At 61.5% G+C, this 15,318-nt stretch carries 16 protein-coding genes; 10 read left to right on the forward strand and 6 right to left on the reverse strand.

Annotated elements, in window-relative coordinates; genetic code table 11:
• Positions 1-88: 88 nt before the first annotated feature.
• The 4 genes from ACFSKT_RS31655 to ACFSKT_RS31670 all read right to left on the reverse strand — a co-directional run bounded on the left by ACFSKT_RS31655 (position 89) and on the right by ACFSKT_RS31670 (position 3,718).
• Positions 89-499, reverse strand: coding sequence for a VOC family protein (locus ACFSKT_RS31655; protein ID WP_377717115.1), 411 nt, complete (start codon positions 497-499; stop codon positions 89-91).
• Between the two features lie 132 nt (positions 500-631).
• A complete protein-coding gene (locus ACFSKT_RS31660) occupies positions 632-1,237 on the reverse strand; it encodes a PadR family transcriptional regulator (protein ID WP_377717116.1) in 606 nt (201 codons plus the stop codon).
• Between the two features lie 5 nt (positions 1,238-1,242).
• Positions 1,243-2,802 (reverse strand): MDR family MFS transporter, encoded by a 1,560-nt coding sequence (locus ACFSKT_RS31665; RefSeq protein ID WP_377717117.1) that lies wholly within the window; start codon positions 2,800-2,802, stop codon positions 1,243-1,245.
• A 109-nt stretch (positions 2,803-2,911) separates the two neighbouring features.
• A complete protein-coding gene (locus tag ACFSKT_RS31670) occupies positions 2,912-3,718 on the reverse strand; it encodes a DUF6597 domain-containing transcriptional factor (RefSeq protein ID WP_377717118.1) in 807 nt (268 codons plus the stop codon).
• A 122-nt stretch (positions 3,719-3,840) separates the two neighbouring features.
• Here ACFSKT_RS31670 and ACFSKT_RS31675 point away from each other — a divergent pair, with 122 nt between their 5' ends.
• Together ACFSKT_RS31675 and ACFSKT_RS31680 are read left to right on the forward strand one after the other, a co-directional pair.
• The gene (locus tag ACFSKT_RS31675; protein WP_377717119.1) at positions 3,841-4,296 is read left to right on the forward strand and encodes an SRPBCC family protein; all 456 of its coding nucleotides are present in this window, start codon (positions 3,841-3,843) and stop codon (positions 4,294-4,296) included.
• Positions 4,297-4,469: 173 nt separating this feature from the next.
• A complete protein-coding gene (locus ACFSKT_RS31680; RefSeq protein ID WP_377717121.1) occupies positions 4,470-6,059 on the forward strand; it encodes an ATP-binding protein in 1,590 nt (529 codons plus the stop codon).
• Positions 6,060-6,261: 202 nt separating this feature from the next.
• Here ACFSKT_RS31680 and ACFSKT_RS31685 read toward each other — a convergent pair whose 3' ends face one another.
• Entirely contained in the window at positions 6,262-6,693 is a 432-nt protein-coding gene (locus ACFSKT_RS31685; protein WP_377717122.1) for a carboxymuconolactone decarboxylase family protein, read from the reverse strand.
• A gap of 181 nt (positions 6,694-6,874) precedes the next feature.
• Here ACFSKT_RS31685 and ACFSKT_RS31690 point away from each other — a divergent pair, with 181 nt between their 5' ends.
• On the forward strand, positions 6,875-7,072 hold the full coding sequence (locus tag ACFSKT_RS31690; protein ID WP_377717123.1) for a uracil-DNA glycosylase: 198 nt from the start codon (positions 6,875-6,877) through the stop codon (positions 7,070-7,072).
• Positions 7,073-7,231: 159 nt separating this feature from the next.
• On the opposite strand, the gene ACFSKT_RS31695 is transcribed toward ACFSKT_RS31690, so the two are convergent.
• A complete protein-coding gene (locus ACFSKT_RS31695) occupies positions 7,232-7,393 on the reverse strand; it encodes an ATP-binding protein (RefSeq protein ID WP_377717125.1) in 162 nt (53 codons plus the stop codon).
• 118 nt (positions 7,394-7,511) lie between these two features.
• On the opposite strand from ACFSKT_RS31695, the gene ACFSKT_RS31700 reads away from it, so the two are divergent.
• The 7 genes from ACFSKT_RS31700 (at position 7,512) to ACFSKT_RS31730 (ending at position 15,256) form a co-directional block, all read left to right on the forward strand.
• Positions 7,512-8,612, forward strand: coding sequence for a polysaccharide deacetylase family protein (locus ACFSKT_RS31700; RefSeq protein WP_377717126.1), 1,101 nt, complete (start codon positions 7,512-7,514; stop codon positions 8,610-8,612).
• Positions 8,613-8,715: 103 nt separating this feature from the next.
• On the forward strand, positions 8,716-10,230 hold the full coding sequence (locus ACFSKT_RS31705; protein WP_377717128.1) for an ATP-binding protein: 1,515 nt from the start codon (positions 8,716-8,718) through the stop codon (positions 10,228-10,230).
• Between the two features lie 76 nt (positions 10,231-10,306).
• Positions 10,307-10,582 carry a GNAT family N-acetyltransferase gene (locus ACFSKT_RS31710; RefSeq protein WP_377717129.1) on the forward strand — a complete coding sequence of 92 codons (276 nt, stop codon included), beginning with the start codon at positions 10,307-10,309 and terminating at the stop codon, positions 10,580-10,582.
• Between the two features lie 75 nt (positions 10,583-10,657).
• Positions 10,658-11,800 carry a zinc-dependent alcohol dehydrogenase gene (locus tag ACFSKT_RS31715; RefSeq protein WP_377717130.1) on the forward strand — a complete coding sequence of 381 codons (1,143 nt, stop codon included), beginning with the start codon at positions 10,658-10,660 and terminating at the stop codon, positions 11,798-11,800.
• Positions 11,801-11,986: 186 nt separating this feature from the next.
• On the forward strand, positions 11,987-12,334 hold the full coding sequence (locus ACFSKT_RS31720) for an MmcQ/YjbR family DNA-binding protein (RefSeq protein ID WP_377717131.1): 348 nt from the start codon (positions 11,987-11,989) through the stop codon (positions 12,332-12,334).
• A 386-nt stretch (positions 12,335-12,720) separates the two neighbouring features.
• A complete protein-coding gene (locus ACFSKT_RS31725; RefSeq protein ID WP_377717132.1) occupies positions 12,721-14,511 on the forward strand; it encodes a LytS/YhcK type 5TM receptor domain-containing protein in 1,791 nt (596 codons plus the stop codon).
• Entirely contained in the window at positions 14,468-15,256 is a 789-nt protein-coding gene (locus ACFSKT_RS31730) for a LytR/AlgR family response regulator transcription factor (protein WP_377717134.1), read from the forward strand. Before ACFSKT_RS31725 ends, ACFSKT_RS31730 begins: the two co-directional genes overlap by 44 nt.
• The last annotated feature ends 62 nt before the right edge of the window (positions 15,257-15,318 follow it).

A 15,318-nucleotide genomic window follows, 5' to 3' on the forward strand; every position in this document is an offset into this window, starting at 1 on the left:
CTTTCGGGAAGAAAGCCAAGGCCTGTGAGAAGAGGGGAGGGTGGCTGACGCCTGCCCGCGCCCCGCTCGGAGCAACGCGCGAACCGGACTAGCCCTGCGCCGACGGCGCAGGCGTCGTCACCTGCCACAGCACGCCGAATTTGTCCTCCAGCACGCCGAACAGCGATCCCCAGAACTGCTGCTTTAGCGGATCGACGACGCGGCCGCCGGCAGACAGCTTGTCGAAGGCGTCGTGCGCTTCGGCGTCGGAAGGGAACTCGAGACTTAAGTGCATGCCGCTTCCGCGCGTGACCGCGTTGAACGGCGAATCCGACATGAAGAACTGCACGCCGCCGGCCACGAACGCCATATGCAGCACCTTGTCCTTCGTCGCTTCGTCTGCATCGGGCAGCTGCGCGAACGTCATAAGGGAGAGAATTTCGCCGCCCAGCGCTTCGGTGTAGAAGCCGGCCTGCGCTTTAGCGTCCTCGGAGAAAATATACGGGGTTAACGTTGCCATGTGTGAATCATCCTCTCGCGTAAGTTCAAACTCTGACGTTATCGTAGCATGCGTGGTGGAGGCGCGTTTCTTCTGAATTGCGGTGTTGCCCCGCGCCCGTGTCGCCGTGCCCAAGCGTGTTCCACGCCTCAATCACATTTCCGTCGTATGACGGCTCAAGTACGCTTCGATTTCCTCGTACGACCATTTCGGCCCGGTGAACAGCTCGCCGGAGCGAGCGGCGTCCAGCAGATCGCCGAGCCAGCGGCGCTCCGCTTCGATGAATTGGAGCATGCCCCGGATCATCAGCGCCGGACCGCCCGGCAAATAAGGTTCCTTCAACTCAAGCACAGACCGCAAGCGATCGATCCGCCGCCCGCTTGCGTCCGCCTGCTTGCGAATCAGCGCTTCGACGCGTAGGGGGTCCGCGTAGCGGACGAACGGCAGCGCGAAAAAGAACGGGTGCGGCACGCCGGATTCCTGATCGAACTGCGCGTAGAGCAGCTGGAAGAAGGCGTCTTGGCCGCTTTCCGTGATGCGGTAAATCACCTTGTCCGGCCGTCCCTCGCCCGGCGCGGGGACGATCTCGGCAGGCTCGATCAGCCCTCCGGCGCGCAGCGCGTCGACCGCGTAATACAGGGAGCCGTCCCGCAGCTTGAAGTGTTCGTCCCAGCTGCGGGCTTTGATGATTTTGCGAATTTCGTACGGATGCAGATCGCCCTCCATCAGCAAGCCGAGGATCAGCAGCTTCATGGACATCGGGCTTACCGTCCTTCGCCGGCCGCCGCCGTTTTCGCGCGTTCTTCCGCGCCTTTCGGCTTCACGCCTTCAAGGCCGGCACGGCCCATCAGGATGGCGAAGACGACCGCGACGATCGGCAGCAGGACGGACCATTGGAACAGATACAGGATCGAATCCGCCAGCTTGCCGAGCAGCGCCTCCACAACGTCGCCGGAGAGGCCCATGCGCGCCTGCATCGCCGGATCGAGCAGCGCCTGCCCGCCCTTGATGCCTTCGGCCGCCTGAGGATCGAGGCCATCCACCTCGGCCAGGCCGCCCTGGAAGACGTGCTTCTGCATCGCGCCGAAGACCGTGACGCCGAGCGCCGAGCCGATCGTCCGGAAGAACGTGATGAGCGAGGAGGCGGAGCCTTTGTACTGCGGCGGCACGGAGCTGATCGTCGAGATGGAGAGCAGCGAGAAGGAGACCCCGATGCCGAGACCGACGACGACCATGTACAGCGTAATCAGGCCGCGGCTCGTCGAGGCGTCCATCACGTAGCCGAGCAGCACCAGCCCGGTGAACAGCACGGCCGCCGAGACGAGCATGATCGAGCGGTAGCGGAATTTGCCGGCGATGCGGCCGCCGACCTGACTGCTGAGCACGACCCCGAGCAGCATCGGAGTGAGCACGGTGCTCGTCTCGGTCGCGGTCTTGTGGAAGACGCCTTGGATGAACACCGGCATGTACGTCGCCACGCCGATCATGGCCGCGCCGTACACGAGCGAGATGATCATGCTGCTGGTGAAGACGCGGTCCTTGAATAGCTTGAAGGCGATGATCGGGTCCTTGGCCGTCTGCTCAACGCGGAGGAACAGCGCCGTCAGGACGAGGGAGGCGACGAACAAGCCGATCGTATTCCACGAGCTCCATGCCCAGCCTTCGCTGCCGCCCAGCTCGAGGCCGAACATGAGACAGAGCACGGCGGCGGCCAGCACGACCGCGCCCGTCCAGTCGATGATCTGCTTCTTATGGTTGCCCGATTCGTGATACGCGCGAAGGATGAAGATGAACGAGAGCAGCGCAATCGGCACGTTGATGTAGAACACCCAGCGCCAGCTGAATTGATCGGTAATCGCGCCGCCCATGATCGGACCGAACACGTTCGAGATGCCGAACACGGCGCCGAACAAGCCCATCATTTTGCCTCGCCGCTCGGGCGGGAACATGTCGAAGATGATCGCGAAGACGATCGGGGTGACGGCCCCGCCGCCGATGCCTTGTATGCCGCGATAGAGGATCAGCTGCTCCATGTTCTGCGCCGTCCCGCATAGGATGGAGCCGAGCGTGAAGACGAGCAGGCCGCCGAGGAAGAAGCGCTTGCGGCCGTACATGTCGGAGAGCTTGCCGAAGATCGGCGAGCAGACGACCATCGCGATCATGTAGGCGGAGTACACCCAGACGAACTTATCGAATCCGCCGAGTTTGGCAATAATTTGAGTCATGGCCGTCGAGATGATCGTTTGGTCGAGCGCGGCCATGAAGAGGCCGAGCATCAAGCCGGCGACGGCGAGACCCGTGCCTTGCTTTTGAGTCGTGTTCAAGGAGAAGCCACCTTTCTTGTCATTCCCTCATGACTACTCCAATTTGAATAGTCTACTTCAAGTAGTATACTCAAATTTGAGTGCTATTCAATCAAAAAAAGGAAAGGCTTCAGCCTCCCCCTTTTACATATTCCTCCGGCGTCACGCCGAGGATGGATTTGAAGTCGCGAATGAAATGCGACTGGTCGTAATACCCCAGCTCCTGCGCGAGCAGCGCCCAATCTTGATGCGGTTCATGGTCCAAAATTTCGGCCGCGTTCTGCAGCCGGTACAGCTGGATGACCCATTTCGGCCCGACGCCGACGTATTGGTCGAACAGCCGCTGCAATTTGCGGACGCTCACGCCGGCTCGTTCGCTTACCTGCTCCACGCGCGTCAGCTCGCGATCGGCCGCGATGCCGTCGATAATGTCATTGATGAACGCCACCGTGTCGTCGCGCGCGGGAAGATTCGGGCGCAGCAGCCGCTCGACGCGGCGCGCCATCTCCGTATCGTCCGAGAGCGGCAGGATGTCGGCTTCGAGGGCGGCTGCGTCCGCGCCAAGCACCTGCTCGACGTTCAGCGGTTCTCCGCGCATCCGGGAGATCGGCAGCCCGAGGAATGGATAGAATCCGCCGGGCTTGAATTTGATGCCGAAGACGCTGCCTTGGCCTTGAATAAGATGGGAAGTTTTGGACGTGGACGGAGCGAAAATCCCGGATTGCCCGCGCTCGAGCGCCAAGTTTACGCACGGGTTCGGAATGACGCTCTGTTCGTGAGGCGGCGAATCGCCCAGATTCCAGCGTATAATCCAGTAGTGCTTCACGAAGAAGCCGATATCCTCCGAGGGGGCGTGCCGGGTCAGCGAGAATTTCTGCTGGCTTTGCTTGTGGTGAATGACGCCCAGCGTCGGGCGTTCAGGCCAAGCCTGTGACATGCAGCAGCCTCCTTCGTGTCGCGTTTTTACAATACTTGTCATCCCGCATGCGGTTATGCTCATCCTAGCAAGACCCGCCAAGGCGGGCAAGCTCTATTTCGACAAGATTAGGAGGATGCAGAATGACCGTATTGAAGTACGAATTTTATATTGGCGCGCCGAAGGAGAACGTATGGGGGGCGCTTGTGTCGCCCGAGGGCACGAAGAGCATCTTTTTCGGCTGCGTGCTGGAGTCGGCTTTCGAGGAAGGCGCTTCGTTCCAATACGTCGGACCCGGCAACGACGGGGATCGGACGGTACATGTATACGGCAAGCTGCTGTCGTTCAAGCCGAACGAGGAATTGAGTTACCTCGAACACCCGGGACCGTCCTATTACCCGAACCATGAAGAGCTGCAGTCCCGCGTGACCTTCACGCTGGAGACGGTGGGCGGCTGTACGAAGCTGACGCTCGTCAACGATCAATGGTCGCCGGAGGAGCATCCTTCGCTGGCGAACGCGCAATCGCACTGGTGGATGATATTGAGCAATTTGAAAACATGGGCCGAGACGGGGAAGACGCTCGATTTCGGCTGGTAGTACCGGCGCTGTCCGCAAGCGCCGCGATCGAAGCCCGGACCTGGCGTCCGGGCTTGTTTATTATTGGTATCCCCCGCGTCATGTGGCAGGGCAGGAAATTAGGACTACAGAGGCGAACTTCAATTAGGGAGGGAGACGCGTTTTCCCGATGGATTGGAGGTTTGCGATTTGCCATGACGCCTGAAATCGTCATTCAACGCATGTTTGACCGGCAGCTGCGCAGCGGCAGCGATCCGAGCCGGGTTCCGGAATTCCCGGAACGCTTGCAAGGGGAGCAACTAACGGCGAAGAAAGCGGCGTATCAAGAAGTGATCGACGTGGTCGCCGAATTTATTCATAAATTTCTGGCCTCGGTCGCGGGCCATCCGATGATGGTGGCGATGCAGGACGAGCAAGGTTACACGCTCCGCGTCATGGGCGATCCGACGATTTTGAGCATGCTGCGCACGCTCGGCGTCGGGGAGGGGTGTCGGTTTACGGAAGACAACGGGCCGAGCACGGCGCTTGTTTGCGCCCAAACCCGGCGGCCCGTGGAGATGAAGGGCAAGGAGCATTTTCACGAGGTGCTGCATGCGATGGCTTGTTATTCGGTGCCCGTGCTCGAGGAGGAAGGCGGGCGGCTGCTGGCCGTGCTGACGGTCATGACCAGCCTGGAGGAAGCGCATCGGCATATGCTGGCCATGCTCTCCACGGTCGCGGATTCCATCGAACGCGAGCTTCGGCTGCGCCGGCAGAACATGCAGCTGCGGATTTTGAACCAAGTGCTGCTCGATACGCAGTATTACGGGCTGCTGATTACCGATCCCGAAGGCCGGATCGTCGACCGCAACTCGCATATGGCGGCCTTGCTCGACGAGGCCGGCGTGAAGGCGCCGCTGGGCGCGAGCGTGCTTGAGGTGCCGGAGCTGGGCGGTTATTTCGCGGACGTCATCCGCACCGGGGAATCGTGCGTCGGCAAGGAGATGACGCTGCAGACGCCGGTGGAGACGCGCGCGTACATGCTGGACGTCGTGCCGATCTACGAGGGCGGCCGCCGGCTGGACCGGGTCGTGGGCAGCCTGCGGGACATTACCGAGCTGAAGAAGACGGAGGAAGTGCTGCGCAACACGGAGAAGCTCGTCTTCGCGGGACAGCTGGCCGTCGGCATCGCCCATGAGGTGCGCAATCCGCTGACCACGGTGAAGGGACTCCTGCAATACGGGAATCGCGGGGAGAAGCAGCCGCATTACGACCTCATCATGTCGGAGCTCGAGCGGATGAATTTGATCGTCAGCGAATTCATGATCCTGGGCAAGCCGCAGGCGGCGAAGTTCAGGGAAGAAGAGTGCCGTCTGATCCTAAGCGAGATTTTGCGGATATTCGATATCCAGGCGAGCATGAACGGCATTGCCGTCAGCTTGGAGTCGTCCGAATCCGCGTCGATCCTGTGCGACCGCAACCAGATCAAGCAGGTGTTCCTTAACATTCTGCGCAACGCGATGGACGCGCTGCCGTTCGGCGGGCAGATCGCCATCCGACTGGACGTAGCGGAAGGGTATCAGCGCGTCCGCTTCGCGGATAACGGACACGGCATGAGCGAAGACGTGCTGAAGGACATCGGGAAGCCGTTCCATACGACGAAGCCCGAAGGCAACGGACTGGGGCTCATGATCGTGCGCAAGATTATCGCCGCCCACGAAGGCCGTCTGGCAATCCGGAGCGAGGTCGGCGAAGGCACGGTCGTGGATGTTTACCTTCCAATCGTCCGGGAAGGGGACTCGTGAAAGGGACGGACACGGCTCGCTGCCAGCGCAAAGGCGGTTCATCTTTAAACGAGGCGGTTGCCTCCCGCTAGACAAGAAAGACTCCGTTCTCGCCATGAAAGCGAGGACGGAGTCTTTTGCCGCCTGCGGATAAGTCCGGCCGCAGCAGTTATCCACATGTTCATAACGCGGCGGATGCGGCCATCGCCGATCCCTGCCAGCCTTAGCGCGGCATCATGCCCGTCGTAATCGCGATCCGGTTCCAGGCGTTAATCGCGATGATCGCCATGAGCACGTCGCTAAGCTCCGCCGGCTCGAAATGGCGCGCCGCCTCCGCGTATACCTCCTCCGGCACGTGGCGATCCCCGATCCGCGTCACGGCTTCCGTCAGCGCCAGCGCCGCCTGCTCGCGCGGCGAGAAGAAGGGCGTCTCGCGCCAAGCGGACAGCGTGTACAGACGCTGCTCGGTCTCGCCATTAGCGCGCGCGTCCTTCGCGTGCATATCCAGGCAGAAGGCGCAGCCGTTGAGCTGGGAAGCGCGGAGTTTAATCAGCTCGATCAGCGTTTTGTCCAGGCTGGTCTCGGCTTCGATCCGGTTGTGAAAGTCCTTCATTTGGCCGTAGTTGGCCGGGTGAAGCGCATGTCGTTTCGTCATTGCAATCTTCCTCCTTGTGATCGTCCTTGGCGGGTCCGCATGGTTGCGGCTCTATCCACAAGACGGAAGAGGGAGACGCGATTGTGACGCAATGCATGATTTTTTTTCGCGAAGGGGTCTGTTGGGTACCGGGATCGCCGCCGATATACAATAGAACTATCTAAGACGAGAGGGATCGATCATGAACGCGACGCCGCCGAGAATCGACTGCATGAAGTGCCGCCATTATTACGTGACCTGGGATCCGGCCTTCCCACGGGGCTGCCGGGCGTTCGGCTTCAAGACGCGCGCGCTGCCGAGCCAGACCGTGCTGTCTTCCTCCGGGAAAGCCTGCATGAATTTCGAGCCGAAGCCGCCGCCGCAAGCCCCCAAAAAATAACGCGGGCGTTATCGCCCGCGTGAAGATTATCCCCTGCTTATCCACAGTTATCCACAATGTTATACACATTCTCCACAGGGTGAAATGCCCGTCCCTGCGTAACCTATCCCGATCTACGCTATAATATCCACAGCTTTGACTATCCACAGGTGCATGAAATCAAACGATATCCACCGTGACTGAAAGTCCCGGATAGAGCGCCGTCGCCGCATCGGCATAGGCCTGCAGTGCGCCAGCATCGATGCCGGTGCGAAACAGCTGCGGATCGGGCTGGAACGTGACGGTGGTGCCGGTTTCTTGCGTGACGCCGACCGTCCGCACGCCGGTCTGCGCTCATGACATTTCGATGAAGACTGTACTGGATTCTGTCCTACTTTTCCCATGACCTCCATATACTCTAGCAAGCCTATAGAAGCTAGAGTCGAGAGGATGGTAGACGATGAAGCTACGGAGACGAATGATGATGACCGCGGCGGCGGCACTGCTGATTGCGATCGGCGCGCTGCTGCCGATTACCCATAAGAATAGCGGGACGGCATGGAGCAGCGGGACGAGCGAACGGGCAGCTGGCGCGGCGCGGCCGCATACGGAGGAGCCTGCGGCACGCGCGTCGGCTTCCGCGCTAGCATCCGGCAAGGCGGAAGCAGCGCAGCCGGTCGTTTATTTGACCTTCGACGACGGTCCGAGCAAGTGGACGCCGCAGGTGCTGGACATTCTGGCCAAGGAGCGGGTGAAAGCGACGTTCTTTGTGCTCGGGCAGGAGGCGGAGCGACGCGAGCAGACCGTGAAGCGGATCGTCCGAGAAGGACATGCCTTGGGCAATCACACCTATAACCATCGTTACGACGCGTTGTATCGCGATTTCGAGGGGTTCTGGCGGCAGGCGCGGCAGACGGACGCGATTCTGGAGCGGATCGCCGGCAAGCCGGTGTCGCTGCTGCGGGCGCCGGGAGGCACGTACGGTAATTTCGACGCGCATTATTTCGAGCTGTTGGAGCAGGCGGGCTACCGGATTGCCGATTGGAACGTTGACTCGGGCGATTCGAAGCGCAGGAACGTGCCCGCGTCCGAGATCGTCAAGACGGTCAAAGCTGGCAAGCTCTCGCGCGAAGTCACGGTGCTGCTTCACGATGGGACGGGCCACGGCGAGAGCGTGAAGGCGCTGCCCGCCATTATCGCCTATTACAAGGCGAAAGGGTACCGGTTCGCCGTTCTGGATGGCGAGGCGAAGCTCGTCACGTTCCGAATTGGCCCGGACAAGTGGCAGCGGACATGGACGGAGGCCGCGCTGGCGCGCGCGGAGCAGCTGGTCGGCCAGCGCAGCGGCGCTTGGCGGCCGCTCCGCGACTGGCTGCGGGATAAAGGCACGGTCGCCTGGGACGCGCTCCGCAAAGAAGCGGTCGTGCGCGTAGGCGGGGAGACGCTGCGGCTGGTGCCGGGAGAAGACAAGCATGTGCGGGTGTACGGCGCTTTGCACACGGGGGGCGGTTCGCTGGCCTTCCGGCTCGTAGGCGAGCGAATCTTCGTCGCGGCGGCTTGATCCGGGAGGAGGCAAGCGCGTTGTTGTAGCAGTCCGGGCCAACTGCTATGATACAAGTGGGGCGCTATGCCTTTTAACCTAGCATAAGGAGCAATTGTCAAAATTGACTATAGCCGTCAAGCAACTATCACCCCGTCATACCGGTCTTCTTTATTTTTTGATCGTGCTCGTGCCGATCGGTCTGTTCAGCTGGGGGTTTCTGCACGTGAAGACGAACAGCGCCTACGATGAATTGGGTGATACGGCCAGGCAGCTGTCGGGCGTGCATGCGCTCTACGTGGAGAGCTTCTTCAGCGAGACGATCGGCCGCATGGAGAGCTTATCGATCTACTTGAGCGGGGAACTGGCGAACAGCGAACTGACGGAGCGGATGCTCGTCGCCACCCATCAGGTGGACCCGCGATTCTCCGGCTTCTATATCGCCGACGCGAAAGGCGATATCGTCAGCTCGTCCAATCCGTCCGATATCAAAGGCAACGTGTCGGGACGCGCGGAATTCAAGCTGGCGCTGCTGACGCGCAAGCGGCAAGTGTCGGAACCGCATTTCGGCCAAGGGACGGGGCAGTATTACGTCTCGATCGCAACGCCGATCCCCTCCCCCTCGGGAGATATTCGGCACGTCATTATCGGCAGTCTTCAAATCGGCGAGATGCAGAAAGGCCTTCAGCATCTGGTGCGGAACGAGAACGTGCGGATGTATGATCGGTCCGGCCATGTGCTGCTGCAAACGGAGGAGTTGGCGGCGGGCGGTCACACGGTGTCTTCCTCGATTCTTCTCGAAGCGGTGCCGTGGCAGGTCGAGGCGACGCTGGCGCTGGATTACGCGAACGCCGTTTGGAAGCCGTATCTGATTTACGCGGCCGCCGTGCTGGTGATTCTCAACTGCATCTTTTTCCTGGTCAAGGCGGTTCTCGCCAAGAGGAGGCTGGACCGCGAGCTCGCGCAAATCGAAGCGGATAAGCTGAAGCTGATCGGCACGATCGCCGCGGGGACGGCGCATGAAATCCGCAATCCGCTGACCGGTATCAAAGGCTTCATCTCGCTGCTCAGCCAGAAGTATACCGACGAACGGGACCAGTATTATTTCGCGCTCATCCAGACGGAAGTGAAACGGATCAACGACATCGTCAGCGAGCTGCTCTTGATCGGCAAGCCGGCAGGCCTTCGGAAGGAGACGATCGTCGTGCAGGACGTGATGAAAGAGGTCTTGCCGTTGTTCGAGTCGGAAGCGCAGCTGCAGCATACCCGCGTAACGGCCGACCTGCCGGCCTATCCGCTGCGCGTCTCGATTTCCCCGGACCACTTCAAGCAGGTGCTGCTCAACCTGAGCAAGAACGCGCTGGAAGCGTTGGAGGGCGGCGGGGAAATCTCGATCGAGGCGGCGGAAGAGGGCGGTCGGATCCGCATTCGGATCGCAGACACCGGCAAGGGCATGTCGGCGGAGACGCTGCGCAAGCTGTTCGTGCCGTTCTTCACGATGAAGAGCACCGGGACGGGACTGGGTCTCGTCGTCTGCAAGCAAATTCTCGACAGCTACGGCGGCAGCCTGATCATCGACAGCCGGATTGGCGCGGGGACGACCGCCATGATCGATTTGCCGGCGGTGCAGACGTTATGACTCGGCCGGCATCGCATTATCAGCCGGGATGCATACTAACTAGCGAGTTGGATCGAACAACCAAAGGAGGATGCTCATGCGGGAGACGATAAAAGAAGGCAACGGCTTCATCATCCGGGAAAATGGGACGGCGCTGGGCGAAGTCACCTTCGCTGAAGACGGGCCGGACACGCTGATTATCGACCACACTTACGTGGATCCGTCGATGCGCGGCCAGAAACTCGGCGACGAGCTCGTTCGGCAGGTCGTGGACCATGCGCGGGCGTCCGGCAAGCGGATCGTGCCGGCTTGTTCGTTCGCGCACGCGTTGTTCCGCCGGCATGGGGAATTCGGCGACGTCTGGAAGCGCTGAAGCGTCAGGGCGCCGCATATCCCTCCCTGAATGGGGGAAACTCTGGAAGAATATGCGCCAGAGGGGGATCAGCCGATGAAAGCCTTAACGTATCAAGGCATGAAGCAGGTGAAAGTGAAAGAGGTGGAGGATCCGACGCTGCAGAAGGCGGACGATGTTCTCGTGCGAATTACGACGACGACGATCTGCGGGTCGGATTTGCATATTTACAATGGGGAAATTCCGAATATGCCGGACGATTTCGTCATCGGCCACGAGCCCATGGGCATCGTGGAGGCCGTCGGCCCGGACGTGACGCGGGTGAAGAAGGGCGATCGGGTGATCATCCCATTCAACGTCGCCTGCGGGACCTGCTGGTTCTGCCAGCATCAGCTGGAGAGTCAGTGTGATAATTCCAACGAATTCCTGCACGGTCAGTCGGGCGGCTTCTTCGGATATTCGGAGACGTACGGCGGGTACCCGGGCGGACAGGCCGAATATATGCGGGTGCCTTACGGGAATTTCGTGCCGTTCAAGGTGCCGGAGGACGCGGAGATGGAGGATGAGAAGCTGTTGTTTCTCTCGGACATCGTCCCGACGGCATACTGGAGCGTCGAGTCTGCCGGCGTGAAGCCCGGCGATACCGTCATTATCCTCGGCTGCGGGCCGGTCGGCCTGCTGGCCCAGAAGTTCGCCTGGCTCAAGGGCGCGAAGCGGGTCATCGCGATCGATCACGTCGATTACCGGCTGGAGCATGCGCGCCGCACGAACCGGGTCGAGACCTACAATTTCAAAACGGAGGACGACCTGCTCGGCCATCTCCAGGAGGAGACCGGGGGCGGGGCGGATGTCGTGATCGACGCGGTCGGACTCGACGCGGAGAAGACGGTGCTGGAGAAGGTGGAGACGCTGCTTAAGCTGCAAGGCGGCGGGCTTGGCGCGTTCCGCATGGCGGCCAAGCTGGTGCGCAAGGCGGGCACCATTCAAGTGACGGGCGTGTACGGGACCAACTACAACGCGTTCCCGTTCGGCGACTTGTTCAGCCGGAACATCACGCTCCGGATGGGACAAGCGCCGGTTATCCATTACATGCCGGAGCTGTACGGCATGATTAAGGACGGGAAGTTCGACCCGACCGACATCATTACCCATCGAATGCCGTTAGACGACGCCGCGCATGCCTACCGTATCTTCAACAACAAAGTGGACAATGCGATCAAAATCGTGCTCAAGCCGTAGCCGGCGAAACGGATCAGCCGACAAGCCTTATAAGCGAGTGAACGCGATAAGCCAACTTCCCGTACGCGAGAAGCTGGCTTTTCTGCGTTAACCGAAGATTGCCGCAATGGGTACAAGGGAGGAAATGGAAGTTATTGGGGCGAATACTAGCATAATAATGCCGAGCAATGGAGGGGGACGATCGGGATGAACCACGCCGAAGCGCGGACGATCGCGCTGGCCTTGCCTGGGGCGGAGGAAGCGGATCATGGGGGCAAGCCGTCGTTCCGCGTGAACGGGAAGATTTTCGTCATCATCCAGGCGGACGGGCGCACGTTAACCGTCAAGACGACGAAGGAGGAGCGGGCGCTGCTCGCGAGCGCGGAACCTCAGACTTACGGCGTGCCGGAAGGATTCGCGCATCTGAGCTACATGCATATTCAGCTCAAGACGGCGGAGGACGAGCAGGTTCGGAATTTGATCGAAGCCGCTTGGGGCTTGGTGGCGCCGAAGAAGACGGTTAAAGCTTATTTTTGTGGAGGTGCGAATGCATGAGGAAGCCAATCGTGCACCCGGACATGGCCGAATTCTCCTTCAAAAATCCGGATGGCAATATTCTGATGGTGTGCACGTGCTATAGCTGAGATGGCTGACAGGAGGCGAGACAGGAGGCGAATCCGAGCGGTTACGCCGCGGCGCCAAGTTTTGTCGACGGTAAGCTGCCGCCGGCCGGGACGTTCGATCGAACATCCCGGCTGGTTTCTTTGCGTTGTCTGGTTCGGAGGCGCTCTATTCGCCCGAGCGACCGATTGCCGCGACGGCGAGAAGCGGGTATGCTTGCAGATAAGGGAAATAATGCGCTTACATATTAGGTGAATCGCAAAGGATTCGTCGGTTTGCGGGACGCAAAGGCAATCATCCGCCGCGGTCAGGAAGGGGGAATGGTCATCGAACAGCTGACGCTGCTTCTATTCGAGCGGATGGGCATGCTGCTCGTGCTCATGTTCGGCTTAACGCATATTCCGTTCGTTCGGCGCGTGCTGGATCGTCCGGCGAGAGGGTGGAACGGAGGGCTGCTCGCCGTTCTGTTCGGATTGCTCGGCATTGCCGGCACCTATGCGGGCGTCGTCGTCGGCCCGGATACGGCGAAGGCCTCCTTCCTGGCCGCGCCGCTCGGCCCCGAAGAGATGATGGCCCACTCCGCGCTGATCGGCGTCGTGCTCGGGGGATTGCTTGGCGGCGCGTTCATCGGGGCGGGAGCGGGCGCTATCACGGGTCTTCACGCGATGTACATGGGCGGAATCGCCGGCGAGTCGCTCGGCGTCTCGATGCCGCTGCTCGGCCTGCTGGCCGGGCTGATCGCGCGCTTCTTCCATGAGGAACGGATTATCGCGCCGCCGAAGGCGCTGTTCATCGGGGTGTTCGCGCCGATTCTCCAGACCGGGCTCGTGCTCGTCTTTACGACCTCCTCGCCCGTATCGATCGTGCTGGTGAACAAAGTAGGCATCCCGATGGTGCTGGCCAGCAGCGTGGGGGTGTGCCTGTTCGTGGCGCTCGTGCGGGCGGCCTTCCGCGAGGAGGAGCGGGCCGGGGCGCTGCAGATGCAGCGCGCGTTCGCCATCGCGGAGCGGGTGCTGCCGCATCTGAAGGAAGGGATGAACGAGTCGGCGGCGCGGGCGACGGCGGCTGCGCTGATGCGCGAGCTGGAGGCCGACGCGGTCGGGGTGACGGACCGGGATCGGCTGTTGGCTTATCGGGGCCCGGGGCGGCCGGATTCGGAAGCCTTCATGGCCGAGGCGTCTGTCCAAGACGCGCTGCGGACGAACCGGATCCGGACGCTGGCGCGCAAGGGGCAGCAGCCGCGGATGTTCAACGATCTGGGCGCGGCCGTCTTCGTACCGCTCGGCGGTCCCGGACAGCCGTCCGGCGTGCTTGCGCTTTACTTTCGCAGCCCGAAGCAGATTCGCAAGATCGAGCTCGAATTCGCGAGCGGCTTCAGTCGGCTCATCGCGAGCCAACTTACGATGATGCAGGCGGAGAAGCTGGAGAAGATGGGGCGCGATGCGGAGCTGCGCGCGATGCAGGCGCAGATTCACCCCCACTTTCTGTTCAACACGCTCAACTCGATCGTGACGCTAATCCGGATCGACCCGGAGAACGCCAGGCAATTGACGGTGCAGCTGGCGCAGTTCATGCGCAGCAGCTTGACGATGACGCAATATCCGCTTATTCCGCTCTACCGGGAGATGGAGCATTTGAACGCTTACCTGACGATTATCCGCGCCCGTTTCGACGACCGTCTGGTCGTGGAGTGCTCGGTCGAGCCGGGGCTGGAGCAGGTGATGGTTCCGCCTTCGACGCTGCAGCCGCTCGTAGAGAACGGCGTTCAGCACGGCCTGCGCAGCAAGGGCAGCGGCGGCGTCGTCCGCGTCGAGCTGAAGCGGGCGGGCGATCGGGTACGGGCGACCGTCGAGGATAACGGAAGCGGAATTCCGCCCGATCTGCTGCGCCTGCTGGGCGAGATCCCGATCAGCGGCAGCGGCAGCACGGGGCTTGGCGTCCACAACGTGAACCAGCGGCTTAAGGCGCTGCTCGGCGCGGACGCGGCGCTCCGATTCGAGGATGTCCCGGGCGGCGGAACGCGGGTAAGCTTTACGCTGCCGGACGATAAAGGAGGATACCGGGCAGATGAAACTGACGATTCTCATCGCGGAAGACGAACGGCTGGCTAGGGAAGAGCTGGCGTATATGCTTGCCAAAGAACCGGATATCGAGCTGCTCGAGGCGGCGGCAAGCGGCACGGCGGCGCTTGCGCTCGCGGCCAAGCACAAGCCCGACGTCGTCTTCATGGATATCGAGATGCCGGAGATGGATGGCATCCAGGCGGCGCAGCGGCTTGCCGCCGACGCCGACACGGAGATGCCGCTGCTCGTCTTCACGACCGCGTACGACCGGCACGCGATCGAAGCGTTCCGTCTAGGTGCCGTCGACTATCTGTTGAAGCCATACGGGGAGGAGCGGCTGGGCCAGACGCTGGCGCGCATTCGCAGCCGGGCGGCGCTGCGCCGCGCGGAGCGCCAAGCAGCGGCGTCTGGCGCCGGCATGACCAAGCCCGTCGCTTCCTTCACGCCGCCCAAGCGCGATAAGCTGCTGATCGAAGACGGCAGCCGAATGGTCGTCATAGAAGCGAGGCAGTGCCTGTATGCGGTGAAGGAGGAGAAGAGCACCCGCCTTCATCTCGCCGACGGCCGGACGTTCGTGACCAAGCAGACGCTGCAGGAGCTGGAAGAGCGGCTGGGCGCGGGGTTTTTCCGCCCGCATCGCAGCTATCTGATCAACCTCGACGGCATCGAAGCGATCGAGCCGTGGTTCAACGGCGCCTACAACGCGCTGCTCAAGGGACCGGGGCGGACGTGCATCCCGGTGTCCCGCGTGGCGGCGAAGGAGATGATCCGGCGGCTATCGGGCGAAGAGTGACCGTGCCGCTCCGCTCCGTCCGGCGGCCATGACCGCATATACGCCCGTTCAGGACGTGATTT

The organism is Paenibacillus xanthanilyticus, from assembly GCF_042682185.1.
In the GTDB taxonomy this organism is placed as follows: Bacteria; Bacillota; Bacilli; order Paenibacillales; family Paenibacillaceae; genus Paenibacillus_Z; species Paenibacillus_Z xanthanilyticus.

Excerpts from the sequence above, each read along its gene's own strand:
- ACFSKT_RS31680 (WP_377717121.1), top strand. The coding sequence starts at position 4,470 with ATGACGCCTGAAATCGTCATTCAACGCATGTTTGACCGGCAGCTGCGC.
- ACFSKT_RS31710 (WP_377717129.1), top strand. The coding sequence starts at position 10,307 with ATGCGGGAGACGATAAAAGAAGGCAACGGCTTCATCATCCGGGAAAAT.
- ACFSKT_RS31730 (WP_377717134.1), top strand. The coding sequence starts at position 14,468 with ATGAAACTGACGATTCTCATCGCGGAAGACGAACGGCTGGCTAGGGAA.
- ACFSKT_RS31675 (WP_377717119.1), top strand. The coding sequence starts at position 3,841 with ATGACCGTATTGAAGTACGAATTTTATATTGGCGCGCCGAAGGAGAAC.
- ACFSKT_RS31715 (WP_377717130.1), top strand. The coding sequence starts at position 10,658 with ATGAAAGCCTTAACGTATCAAGGCATGAAGCAGGTGAAAGTGAAAGAG.
- ACFSKT_RS31655 (WP_377717115.1), bottom strand. The coding sequence starts at position 499 with ATGGCAACGTTAACCCCGTATATTTTCTCCGAGGACGCTAAAGCGCAG.
- ACFSKT_RS31720 (WP_377717131.1), top strand. The coding sequence starts at position 11,987 with ATGAACCACGCCGAAGCGCGGACGATCGCGCTGGCCTTGCCTGGGGCG.
- ACFSKT_RS31670 (WP_377717118.1), bottom strand. The coding sequence starts at position 3,718 with ATGTCACAGGCTTGGCCTGAACGCCCGACGCTGGGCGTCATTCACCAC.
- ACFSKT_RS31690 (WP_377717123.1), top strand. The coding sequence starts at position 6,875 with ATGAACGCGACGCCGCCGAGAATCGACTGCATGAAGTGCCGCCATTAT.
- ACFSKT_RS31700 (WP_377717126.1), top strand. The coding sequence starts at position 7,512 with ATGAAGCTACGGAGACGAATGATGATGACCGCGGCGGCGGCACTGCTG.
- ACFSKT_RS31660 (WP_377717116.1), bottom strand. The coding sequence starts at position 1,237 with ATGTCCATGAAGCTGCTGATCCTCGGCTTGCTGATGGAGGGCGATCTG.
- ACFSKT_RS31685 (WP_377717122.1), bottom strand. The coding sequence starts at position 6,693 with ATGACGAAACGACATGCGCTTCACCCGGCCAACTACGGCCAAATGAAG.
- ACFSKT_RS31725 (WP_377717132.1), top strand. The coding sequence starts at position 12,721 with ATGGTCATCGAACAGCTGACGCTGCTTCTATTCGAGCGGATGGGCATG.